Consider the following 11,490-nt stretch of genomic DNA (forward strand, 5'->3'; position numbering starts at 1 on the left):
CAGCTGAGTGCCTTGCAGAATCATCTGGGTGGCTTCGTCTTTGAGCTGGGCATCCCACAGGTACGGGTTTTCGATCTTGATCTGGTTGATCACGTCGATGCCGAAGTTCAAGTGCATGGACTCGTCACGCAGGATGTATTGGAACTGCTCAGCGACGCCGGTCATCTTATTGCGGCGACCCATGGAGAGGATCTGGGTAAAGCCGCAATAGAAGAAGATGCCTTCCAGTACGCAGTAGTAGGCGATCAGGTTGCGCAGCAGTTCTTTGTCGGTCTCAACCGTGCCGGTGTTGAAGGTTGGGTCGGAGATCGAGCGGGTGTACTTGAGGCCCCAGCTGGCTTTTTTCGCGACCGATGGGATCTCGTGGTACATGTTGAAGATTGCGCCTTCGTCCATGCCCAGCGATTCGATGCAGTACTGGTAGGCGTGGGTGTGGATCGCCTCTTCGAAGGTTTGGCGCAGGATGTACTGGCGGCACTCCGGGTTGGTGATCAGGCGGTACACGGCCAGGGCGAGGTTGTTGGCAACCAGGCTGTCGGCGGTGGAGAAGAAGCCGAGGTTGCGCATAACGATGCGGCGCTCGTCGTCGGTCAGGCCGTCGGTGCTTTTCCACAACGCGATGTCGGCGTTCATGTTTACTTCTTGCGGCATCCAGTGGTTGGCGCAGCCATCCAGGTACTTCTGCCAGGCCCAGTCGTACTTGAAGGGTACGAGCTGGTTGAGGTCGGCGCGGCAGTTGATCATGCGTTTTTCGTCGACGGCAACGCGTGCGGCGGTGCCTTCCAGCTCGGCCAGGCCTTCGGCGATGTCGAGTTGGTCGAGCGAGGCTTTGGCGCGGGCCACGGCGTCGCTGTCGCTGGCGACTACGGCGCGGGCTTCAAGGGCGGCGGCACCGCCGACTTGGTCGAGCTTGTCGATGTTCATGTCTGCCAGTTGGGCAGTGGCTTTGCTTGCTACGGCGGCGTCTGCGCCGTCTTCCTTGTCGAATTCATCCCAGCTCAGCATGGCTTGGCTCCTGCTTGCGGGCCGGTAAAATTGCCGGCCTGTATGGATATACAGATAGTTCTGATTATGTTCCGTTGCGTAGTACGCGCAAGGGTGAAACGTGTACCGCTGGTCAGGGTGGCTCTAATGACTGGCCGTTGCCCTGAAGCCCACGCCGGGTAGGGCGGGGGGGTGTTAGTAATTAGTGGGGAGGGCGGTGTTGGCCGCTTTCCCTCTCCCTAACCCTCTCCCGCAAGTGGGAGAGGGGACTGAACGTGTGTTGCTTTAGAACTGTGCTTCGGCTTTTGCTTTTGCTCGACATTCGAGCGTGTAGCTGAGCGAGTGAGCGCTAGGCGCCTGGTCGGTTGGAACCCCTGAGCATGCGACTGTATGTGATGGGGGCCGACCGATCAGGCAACAACGCGCGCGCCGCTCAGATCCACGCGCTTCATTGACACGCTTCGCAGTCTGGTTCGTCGATGGCGCACGCTTTTGGTACTGGAGCTGGGCCTGCGCTCATTTCCACTTCCGGGGCCTTGGCCGGTGCTGCGCTCAGGCCATCGCTGCCACCACTGGACACGGCGTTGAGCTTGCCGGTGTTGATGGTGGACTTCTCGGTGCTGGTCGCGGCCAGGGCACGGAGGTAGTAGGTGGTTTTCAGGCCACGGTACCAAGCCATGCGGTAGGTCACGTCGAGTTTCTTGCCCGATGCACCGGCGATGTAGAGGTTCAGCGACTGCGCCTGGTCGATCCACTTCTGGCGACGGCTGGCGGCGTCGACGATCCACTTGGTGTCGACTTCAAACGCGGTGGCGTAGAGGTCTTTCAGCTCTTGTGGAATGCGCTCGATCTGCTGCACGGAACCGTCGTAGTACTTCAGGTCGTTGATCATCACCGAGTCCCACAGGCCGCGTGCTTTGAGGTCGCGCACCAGGTAGGGGTTGATCACGGTGAATTCGCCCGAGAGGTTCGATTTCACGTAGAGGTTCTGGTAGGTCGGTTCGATCGACTGCGACACGCCGGTGATGTTGGCGATGGTGGCGGTCGGTGCGATGGCCATGATGTTCGAGTTGCGGATGCCTTTCTGCACACGGGCGCGCACTGGAGCCCAGTCGAGGGACTCGGTCAGGTCAACGTCGATGTACTTCTGGCCGCGCTGTTCGATGAGGATCTGCTGTGAGTCGAGCGGCAGAATGCCTTTGCTCCACAGCGAACCGTCGAAGGTGGAGTACGCGCCGCGCTCGTCGGCCAGGTCACAGGAGGCCTGGATGGCGTAGTAGCTGACCGCTTCCATGGACTTGTCAGCGAACTCGATGGCTGCGTCCGAACCGTACGGGATGTGCTGCAGGTACAGGGCGTCTTGGAAGCCCATTATGCCCAGGCCCACCGGACGGTGCTTGAAGTTGGAGTTACGCGCTTGCGGCACCGAGTAGTAGTTGATGTCGATGACGTTATCGAGCATGCGCACGGCGACCTTGATGGTCTTTTCCAGCTTGGCGATGTCGAGCTTGCCGTTGACGATGTGGTTCGGCAGGTTGACGGAGCCCAGGTTGCACACGGCGATTTCATCGGCGTTGGTGTTCAGGGTGATCTCGGTGCAGAGGTTGGAGCTGTGCACCACGCCTACGTGCTGCTGCGGGCTGCGCAGGTTGCACGGGTCTTTGAAGGTCAGCCATGGGTGGCCGGTTTCAAACAGCATGGAGAGCATTTTGCGCCACAGGTCTTTGGCCTGGATGGTCTTGTGCAGCTTGATCTTGCCGTACTCGATCAGGGCTTCGTAATACTCGTAGCGCTCTTCGAAGGCTTTGCCGGTCAGGTCGTGCAGGTCTGGCACTTCGGACGGGCTGAAGAGGGTCCACTTGCCGTCGTCGAAGACGCGCTTCATGAACAGGTCTGGGATCCAGTTGGCGGTGTTCATGTCGTGCGTGCGGCGACGGTCGTCACCGGTGTTTTTACGCAGCTCGATGAACTCTTCGATGTCCATGTGCCAGGTTTCCAGGTAAGCACACACAGCGCCTTTGCGCTTGCCGCCCTGGTTAACTGCAACAGCGGTGTCGTTGACCACTTTGAGGAACGGCACCACGCCTTGCGATTTGCCGTTGGTGCCTTTGATGTAGGCACCCAGGGCGCGCACTGGCGTCCAGTCGTTGCCCAGACCGCCGGCAAATTTGCTCAGCAGGGCGTTGTCGCGGATGGCGTCGTAGATGCCGCCCAGGTCATCCGGCACGGTGGTCAGGTAGCACGACGACAGTTGCGGGCGCAGGGTGCCGGCGTTGAACAGAGTCGGCGTGGAGGCCATGTAGTCGAAGCTGGAGAGCAGGTTGTAGAACTCGATGGCGCGCTCTTCTTTTTGCTTTTCTTCAATCGCCAGGCCCATGGCCACGCGCATGAAGAACACTTGCGGCAGTTCGAAACGGGTGCCGTCTTTGTGGATGAAGTAGCGGTCGTAGAGGGTCTGCAGGCCGAGGTAGGTGAACTGCTGGTCGCGTTCGTGGTTGATCGCCTGGCCGAGTTTTTCCAGGTCGAAGGTGGCGAGTACCGGGTTGAGCAGTTCGAACTCAATACCTTTGGCGATGTAAGCCGGCAGGGCCTTGGCGTACAGCTCGCTCATTTCGTGGTGGGTGGCGCTGGTGGCGACACCGAGGAAGCCCAGGCCTTCGGCGCGGATGTTGTCCATCAGCAGGCGCGCGGTGACGTAGCTGTAGTTGGGCTCGCGCTCAACCAGGGTGCGCGCGGTCATCACCAGGGCGGTGCTGACGTCGCTTTGTGCAACGCCGTCGTAGAGGTTTTTCAGGGTTTCTTTCTGGATCAGCTCGCCGTCCACTTCAGCCAAACCTTCGCAGGCTTCGGTGACGATGGTGTTGAGGCGGCCCATGTCCAGGGGCGCAACGCTGCCGTCGAGGTGGGTGACGCGGATGCTTGGGTGCGGCTGGGCGACATCGACGGCGGCGCTTTTGCGTGCCTGGCTGCGCGATTCACGGTAGATCACGTAGTCGCGAGCCACTTTCTGCTCGCCAGCGCGCATCAGGGCCAGTTCGACCTGGTCTTGAATTTCTTCGATGTGGATGGTGCCGCCGGACGGCATGCGGCGCTTGAAGGTGGCGCTGACTTGTTCGGTCAAACGGGCGACGGTGTCATGGATGCGCGACGAAGCGGCTGCTGTGCCGCCTTCAACCGCGAGAAAGGCCTTGGTGATGGCAACGGTGATCTTGTCATCGGTGTACGGCACAACGGTGCCGTTACGCTTGATCACGCGCAGTTGGCCCGGCGCAGTGGCGCTCAGGGACTGGTTGTCATCGTTGGCCTGTGGCGCGTTGGCCAGCGTGTTCTCGCGAGAGGTGTCGGTGTGCATGAAAGTCTCCGTGTTCTGTATTTGTTAGTAAGACGCTTGGTCGTCGATCACTGCGGCTACTGCTTTCATTCCATTTCAACAATACCGTGGGCGCAGCCAATGGCTGGGTGCACGGGGACTTGCAAATTGGGCAGGGAAGGAACGACTAAAGCGCCTTCCTGGCTCAAGAGTCACACGTCAAGGTGTTTTTGCACCTTGACTACTACATCTAGTGGTGCAGTCGCGTGTGCTACTGACCGTTTATTCGGCTTCAGGTGCGTAATGCGCAGCGCTGAAACCTAGCCTGCGACACGGGCGCAGGGGTGTTGCGTGTGGTGTTGCGGACTACCGGTGACGGGCTGGGTTCAGGCCGTGTGCGAGTCATTCTTTTTGTGCCCGGTTGCCTGGCTAAACCCAACATGTGGTGGGTGTCGCGCGATTGGCATACAAGATAATGCGCTAAGTGGGGTATTGCAAGGCAGTTGAGTGCTAACAACCTGTGGATAAGTTGTGGGTGGTTTGTGGGTTAAATTGGCGCGCGGGCGGCAATCCCGCGTGCTTGCTGGGGTGTGCCGTTCGTCGGTGCTGAAAGCGGGTTTTTTGTGGGCTGCACAAGCGTGGCCTGCTTCACAGGTTGATACTACATCTAGTGTTTTACTTCACAGATGGCATGCGCTATGCAGCGCGGGTTGCGTTGATACAATGCCGGCCGTTTTGTCATCCAGTGGAGTGCGTTGTGGAGCAGCAGTCGTGGCACATCCTTATTGTTGAAGACGATCAGCGCCTGGCCGAGTTGACCCGTGATTATCTGCAAAGTAATGGCTTGAACGTTTCTATCGAGATGGATGGCGCGCAAGCCGCTGCACGTATTTTGCGCGAGCAGCCGGACTTGGTGGTGCTCGACCTGATGCTGCCGGGCGAAGATGGCTTGTCGATTTGTCGCAAGGTGCGCGGGCAGTACGAAGGGCCGATTTTGATGCTCACTGCGCGTACCGACGACATGGATCAGGTGCTGGGCCTGGAAATGGGCGCAGACGACTATGTGTGCAAACCCGTGCGCCCACGGGTGTTGTTGGCGCGCATTCGGGCCTTGTTACGGCGCATGGAGGGCAATGTGGTGCAGGCGGCCAGCGAGCGTCGGCGTTTGCAGTTCGGCCAATTGGTGGTCGATAACGCCATGCGCGAAGCCTGGCTGGGCGAACAAGCCATTGAGCTGACCAGTGCCGAGTTCGACCTGCTCTGGCTGCTGACCTCCAACGCCGGGCGCATCCTCTCGCGTGAGGAGATTTTCAATGCTCTGCGCGGCATCGAGTACGACGGCCAGGACCGCTCCATTGACGTGCGCATCTCACGTATCCGCCCGAAAATCGGTGACGACCCCATGCACCCGCGCTTGATCAAAACCGTGCGCAGCAAGGGCTATCTGTTTGTTGCGGAAGCGGCTGAGGCGATGGTGTGATCGGCGTGGAGGGCTGCCGATGAACTCGATTTTCCTGCGCATCTACGCCGGCATGCTGGCGGTACTGGTGCTGGTGGCGTTGCTGGGCGTCGGTGCTTTGCAGTTGCTCAACGATGTGCGGGTCGACCAATACCGCGAGCGTTTGGCTCAGGGCACCTTCCGTTTAATGGCCGACAACCTGTCGCCAATGACTGACGTTGAGCGGCGGCGCGCGGTGACCATTTGGGGGCGCTTGCTGGGTGTGCCGCTGCGCATTGAGGCGCTGGAAAGTGCCGATCTGGACGGTCGCATGCGCGGCAGCTTGCGTCGCGGCCAGGTGCTGGTGGCGCAAACCGGAATGCATCAAGCGCGGATCTTCAGCCAGTTGAGTGAGCAGCCGTTGTTGTTGGTGGCGGATGTGCAACAGGTCAGCGAGCAGTTGGCCCGTGCCACCACGTTTTTGCTGATTGATGAGTTGGTGCGCTACCCCTGGGACGAGCAGCCGCGTCGGCTGAAGGCGCTCAAAGAGGACAAGCAGTTCGGTTTCGACCTGCGCCTGGTGCGGCTGGATCAGGCCGATCTCGACCCAGATCAGCGCCGTCGAGTGGATGAGGGCGATACGGTAATGGCCCTGGGCCGAGGCGGCGACAGCATCCACGTGTTCTCCGGCATTGTTGATACGCCCTGGGTGCTTGAAATCGGCCCGCTGTATCAGATGAATCCTTATCCGGTGCAATGGCTGGTCTTGATCGGTGCATTGGGCTTGAGCCTTATCGGCTTGATGGTTTACCTCTTGGTGCGCCCGCTGGAGCAGCGTCTGAGTGATTTGGAAGGCGCGGCTACGCGCATCGCCAGCGGCCGCCTGGATGCCCGTGTGCCAACCCGTGGCACCGATTCGGTCGGGCGGCTGGCGGCGGCTTTTAACGCCATGGCTGAGCATTTGCAGCGTTCCCTGAGTATTCAGCGCGAAATGGTCCGCGCGGTGTCTCATGAGCTGCGCACGCCGGTGGCGCGTTTGCGCTTCGGGCTGGAAATGATCGGCGACGCGCCTAACGAAGCTGCGCGGCGTAAGTACATGGATGGTATGGACAGCGACATCCAAGACCTCGATAAGCTGGTCGATGAAATGCTCACCTATGCGCGCTTGGAGCAGGGCGCGCCGGCCCTGAACTTCCAGCAGGTCGATCTGGCTGAGTTGATCGACCAAGTGATCACTGAATTGGCCCCCCTGCGCGCCAGCGTGACGGTTGAACACGGCCCCTCGCGTGATGCGCTCGACGGCGGCGGCGCGTGGGTGGAAGCCGAGTTGCGCTACCTGCATCGCGCGCTACAAAACCTGGTGAGCAACGCCATGCGCCACGCCGAATCACGGGTGCGCATCAGCTATCAGGTGGGTGCGCAGCGATGCCGTCTGGATGTCGAAGACGACGGTCCAGGCGTACCGGAAGAAGCCTGGGAGCGGATATTCACGCCCTTTCTGCGCCTGGACGACAGCCGCACCCGTGCGTCTGGCGGACACGGCTTGGGCTTGTCCATCGTGCGCCGCATCACCTACTGGCACAGCGGCCGCGCGCAGATCAGCCGCAGCGAAGCATTGGGCGGTGCCTGCTTTAGCCTGATCTGGCCGCGTAAGCAGGGTTAAGCATCGGTGCGGCGCTAAGTTAGCGGCGAGCGATCACCGTTATGTAGGGTGTATGGCGCATTACCCATCCACCAGAGGTCATGGTGGATGAAAACAGCGTCATCCACCATGCAGTGCGGGTCAGCCTTAGAACGGTGCGATGCACTCGAAGCGCATGCGTTCGCCCGTCTGCGGGTGGGTCAGGCTGAGCATGCTGGCGTGCAGGCACAGGCGCGGGTAGGCGTTGAGTGCTTGTTCGTGGGCATACAGGCCGTCGCCGAGCAGCGGGTGGCCGATGGACAGCATGTGCACGCGCAGCTGGTGGGAGCGGCCGGTGATTGGGGTGAGCTCCACGCGGCAATGGTCGGCGTGGCGCTCCAGCACTTTCCAGTAGGTCAGGGCGTGTTTGCCCAGTTCGTGGTCAACCACGTGGCGCGGTTTGGTCGGCGGGTCGTAGCGCAGCGGCAAGTCGATGCTACCGCTGTCCAGTTCCGGTTGGCTCCAACACAGGGCGGTGTAGGCTTTTTCGGTTTCGCGGTCATGAAACTGTCGGGACAGCTCGCGGTGGCTGTCGGGGTCACGGGCGAGGACGATGATTCCCGAGGTTTCCCAATCCAGGCGATGGACGATGCGTGCTTCCGGATAGCCGTTTTCCTGCAGGCGGGTGACCAGGCAATCGCGGTTGTCTTCGGCGCGGCCAGGCACCGAGAGCAGCAGGGTGGGTTTGTTGATCACCAGCAGGGCGGCGTCCTGGTGGAGAATTTTGATTTGGCTTAGCGGCATGGGAATTCTTGAGTGAGGCTAGTGGTGGGAGGCTCGGGCGGCGTTCCGCTTTAGCGGCGACGACTCTTGAGTCAACCTGTCGCGGCTAAAGCCCCTCCCACACAGCGTGCTGGCTTGTGCAATAAAATGGCGGCCATTTAGGCCGCCATTTGTACAGGCTGAACTGCTGTAACCGCGATTAACGATCCGGCAGGGTGATGTTGAGTTCCAGAATGGAACAGCTGCCCTGATTTTCCAGTGCAACCTGCACCTGATCCGAATCGATGTTGACGTACTTGCGGATCACCTCGACCAGTTCTTGCTGCAGGGCCGGCAGGTAGTCCGGCTGGCTGCGCTGGCCGCGCTCGTGAGCGACGATGATTTGCAGGCGCTCTTTGGCTATCGATGCGGTGGTTTCTTTCTTGCGTTCACGAAAGAAGTCAAAAATGTTCATTCACGACCTCCAAACAAGCGTTGCATGAATCCCTTCTTCTGCACATCGAGGAATCGGTGTGCCACTTCCTTGCCCAGCAGGCGGTCAACCGCATCGCTGTACGCCTGGCCTGCATCGCTCTGATCATCAAGAATCACCGGCACGCCCTGGTTAGAGGCTTTGAGCACGGCCTGCGACTCAGGGATCACGCCGAGCAGGCGGATGGCAAGGATTTCTTCGACGTCTTCCACGCCGAGCATTTCGCCTTTGACCACGCGCTCCGGGTTGTAGCGGGTCAGCAGCAGGTGTTCCTTGATCGGCTCTTCGCCTTTCTCGGCGCGGCGCGATTTGCTCGCCAACAGGCCGAGCATACGGTCGGAGTCACGTACCGAAGACACTTCCGGGTTGGTCACAACAATCGCTTCATCGGCGAAGTACATGGCCAAATGCGCGCCTTTCTCGATACCAGCCGGCGAGTCGCAGACCACGTATTCGAAGTTTTCGCGCAGTTCGTTGATGATTTTTTCAACGCCTTCCTGGGTCAGGGCATCCTTGTCACGGGTTTGGCTGGCAGCCAGCACGTAGAGATTTTCTAAGCGCTTGTCTTTGATCAGGGCTTGGGACAGGGTCGCTTCGCCGTTGACCACGTTGACGAAGTCGTACACCACGCGGCGTTCGCAACCCATGATCAGGTCGAGGTTACGCAGGCCGACGTCGAAGTCGACGATGACTGTTTTGTGGCCGCGCAGGGCGAGACCGGTACCGATGGCAGCGCTGGTGGTGGTTTTACCGACGCCACCTTTGCCGGACGTAACTACGAGGATCTTGGCCAAGGTGATTCACCCCAAAATGTAGAGAAAACGCAGGTTCCGTGGCCAATTTCAGGCTTCCGGCTGCCCTGTTTGAAAAGTGGCGGCAGTATCCGTTAAAGGCGGGTGATGTTCAACACGTCACCCGACAGGCTGACGTGCACCGCCTGGCCCCATAGCGGGTCGCGGCGCAGGTCTTCGGCGACCTTGTACTGGCCTGCGATGGACAACAGTTCTGCACCCATCTGCTGGCAAAAAATACGTGCGCTCAGGTTGCCCTTGATGCCGGCCAGTGCACGGCCGCGCATGGGTGCGTACACATGGATATTGCCGTCGGCGAGAAGTTCCGCGCCGGCGCTGACTGGGGCCAGCACGATCAAATCGCCGCCTTGGGCATACACCTGTTGGCCGCCGCGCACCGGTGTGGTGATGATGCGCGTGGGTTTGACTTCCGGTTCGGCGGGTTTTGCCGGTTTTGCCGGGGCCAGTTCAATAAGTCGTTCACGCGCGCCGGATGGCGGCAGTACCGGCAAATCCAGCGCGTCGGCGGCGCTGATGTCGGCTTCGCGATTGGCGCGAATGGCCAGTGTGCGCAGGCCATGCTTACGGCACACGGCCATCAGCTCGGCCAGATCCAGCTCGCCTTCACCTTCTGGCAACTTATCCAAGGCCAGTACCAGCGGGGTGTTACTGAAGAAGGCCGGGGCTTGGGCGACTTTTTCACTGAGCTGGCGGTCCAGGCGTTCAAGGTCGTTGTGCGCCAGCTCCATCACGGTGATGGCCAGCATGCTGCCTTTTAGCTGGAATACGGGGTCTTGCTCGAGGAGATCAGCTTGGCTCATGGTCTGCCTGATGCGGCCCTTATTTAAAAACTGAGGGAAAAGTAAGCCGGACTTATAGCGAGAACGCCGCGCGCTCGCAAGTTGCGCCGCGAAACCGAGCGGTGCGCAACACCTGATAGAATGCCGCGCTTTATTGCGCGCCTCGGACCTGTGTTATGGATCGCCCTGTTTTTCAAACGTATTTCCTGCATCCGCGTTTCTGGTTGTTATGGCTGGGTTTGGGGCTGTTGTGGCTGATTGCGCAGTTGCCTTACAAAGTATTGCTGGTGTTGGGGCGCGGCCTGGGCGGCGTGATGTATCGCCTGGCCCGCTCGCGGCGCAAAATCGCAGCGCGCAACCTGGCGTTATGTTTCCCGCAGATGCCAGTAGCCGAGCGCGAAGCGCTGTTAAAGGAAAACTTCGCTTCGACCGGTATCACCTTCTTTGAAATGGCCATGGCCTGGTGGTGGCCGGCGGAGCGTTTACGCCGCCTCGGTACGGTTGAGGGTATTGAGCATTTGCAGCAAGCCCAGGCGCAAGGCGAGGGCGTTATCCTGATGGCGCTGCACTTCACCACGTTGGAAATTGGTGGGGCATTCCTGGCGCTTGAACAGGGCATGTACGGCATGTACCGGCCGCATAAAAATCCGCTGTTTGATTATGTGCAGCGTCGCGGTCGTGAACAGCGGCTGCTCGGTGCGATTGAGCGCGATGAAGTGCGCGGTATGCTCAAACTGCTGCGGGCCGGTGGCATTGTCTGGTACGCCCCGGATCAGGACTACGGTGCTCAGCGCAGCCTATTTGTGCCGCTGTTCGGCGTGCAGGCCGCTACCGTGACAGCCACCAGCAAGTTCGCCCGAATGGGCCGCGCCAGAGTCATCCCCTTCACACAGCAGCGATTGCCTAACGGCCAGGGCTACAGCGTGGTGGTGCATCCTGCGCTCGACAACTTCCCGACTGATGATGAAGCAGCCGATTGCCTGCGCATCAATCAGTGGGTTGAGCATGCCATTAGCCAATGTCCTGAGCAGTACCTGTGGGCGCATCGGCGTTTCAAAACGCGGCCTGAGGGCGAGCCCAAGCTGTATAAAAAGAAGGGGTGATGGATGCTGGCCTGCCATCCGTTTGGCGGGTTTGCAGTGAGCTGGTTGCTTTCTTGACGTTGGGCGTTTCGCTGGCGCGTGTAGCACTTCTATCCTGAATTCATAGAATAAGTGCAACGCTTGAAACGATAGGCAGAGGGCCAGCCACCGGTAGAATCCAGGCTCTCACACCAAAGGATTCAAGCGCA

At 60.0% G+C, this 11,490-nt stretch carries 9 protein-coding genes; 3 read left to right on the plus strand and 6 right to left on the minus strand.

The annotated features are described in order from the left end of the window. The coding region (locus tag AUK77_RS18745) for a ribonucleotide-diphosphate reductase subunit beta (RefSeq protein WP_296132814.1) at positions 1–1,005 on the minus strand (1,005 nt) is incomplete at its 3' end. Positions 1,006–1,432: 427 nt separating this feature from the next. Continuing rightward, positions 1,433–4,336 (minus strand): ribonucleoside-diphosphate reductase subunit alpha, encoded by a 2,904-nt coding sequence (locus AUK77_RS18750; protein WP_296132815.1) that lies wholly within the window; start codon positions 4,334–4,336, stop codon positions 1,433–1,435. 715 nt (positions 4,337–5,051) lie between these two features. Here AUK77_RS18750 and AUK77_RS18755 point away from each other — a divergent pair. Further along, positions 5,052–5,774, plus strand: coding sequence for a response regulator (locus tag AUK77_RS18755; protein WP_296132817.1), 723 nt, complete (start codon positions 5,052–5,054; stop codon positions 5,772–5,774). A 19-nt stretch (positions 5,775–5,793) separates the two neighbouring features. After that, the gene (locus AUK77_RS18760) at positions 5,794–7,395 is read left to right on the plus strand and encodes an ATP-binding protein (protein WP_296132819.1); all 1,602 of its coding nucleotides are present in this window, start codon (positions 5,794–5,796) and stop codon (positions 7,393–7,395) included. Positions 7,396–7,521: 126 nt separating this feature from the next. On the opposite strand, the gene AUK77_RS18765 is transcribed toward AUK77_RS18760, so the two are convergent. From AUK77_RS18765 to minC, 4 genes are all read right to left on the minus strand, one after another. Continuing rightward, entirely contained in the window at positions 7,522–8,157 is a 636-nt protein-coding gene (locus tag AUK77_RS18765; protein WP_296132820.1) for an RluA family pseudouridine synthase, read from the minus strand. A 178-nt stretch (positions 8,158–8,335) separates the two neighbouring features. Next, on the minus strand, positions 8,336–8,590 hold the full coding sequence (gene minE / locus AUK77_RS18770) for a cell division topological specificity factor MinE (protein WP_025165363.1): 255 nt from the start codon (positions 8,588–8,590) through the stop codon (positions 8,336–8,338). After that, the gene (minD, locus tag AUK77_RS18775; protein ID WP_296132822.1) at positions 8,587–9,402 is read right to left on the minus strand and encodes a septum site-determining protein MinD; all 816 of its coding nucleotides are present in this window, start codon (positions 9,400–9,402) and stop codon (positions 8,587–8,589) included. The genes minE and minD overlap by 4 nt, the downstream gene beginning before the upstream one ends. Positions 9,403–9,494: 92 nt before the next feature. Further along, a complete protein-coding gene (minC, locus tag AUK77_RS18780) occupies positions 9,495–10,220 on the minus strand; it encodes a septum site-determining protein MinC (protein WP_296132824.1) in 726 nt (241 codons plus the stop codon). Between the two features lie 155 nt (positions 10,221–10,375). Here minC and AUK77_RS18785 point away from each other — a divergent pair, with 155 nt between their 5' ends. Then, positions 10,376–11,302, plus strand: a complete 927-nt coding sequence (locus tag AUK77_RS18785; protein ID WP_296132826.1) for a lipid A biosynthesis lauroyl acyltransferase — start codon at positions 10,376–10,378, stop codon at positions 11,300–11,302. Positions 11,303–11,490 lie beyond the last annotated feature (188 nt).

The sequence above is a fragment of the Pseudomonas sp. Ga0074129 genome (assembly GCA_001465025.1).
GTDB lineage: Bacteria > Pseudomonadota > Gammaproteobacteria > Pseudomonadales > Pseudomonadaceae > Aquipseudomonas.

What these genes read in the sequence shown, in the direction of transcription:
- AUK77_RS18750 (WP_296132815.1), bottom strand. Translation starts at nt 4,336, where the DNA reads ATGCACACCGACACCTCTCGCGAGAACACGCTGGCCAACGCGCCACAG.
- AUK77_RS18760 (WP_296132819.1), top strand. Translation starts at nt 5,794, where the DNA reads ATGAACTCGATTTTCCTGCGCATCTACGCCGGCATGCTGGCGGTACTG.
- AUK77_RS18765 (WP_296132820.1), bottom strand. Translation starts at nt 8,157, where the DNA reads ATGCCGCTAAGCCAAATCAAAATTCTCCACCAGGACGCCGCCCTGCTG.
- minE (WP_025165363.1), bottom strand. Translation starts at nt 8,590, where the DNA reads ATGAACATTTTTGACTTCTTTCGTGAACGCAAGAAAGAAACCACCGCA.
- minC (WP_296132824.1), bottom strand. Translation starts at nt 10,220, where the DNA reads ATGAGCCAAGCTGATCTCCTCGAGCAAGACCCCGTATTCCAGCTAAAA.
- AUK77_RS18785 (WP_296132826.1), top strand. Translation starts at nt 10,376, where the DNA reads ATGGATCGCCCTGTTTTTCAAACGTATTTCCTGCATCCGCGTTTCTGG.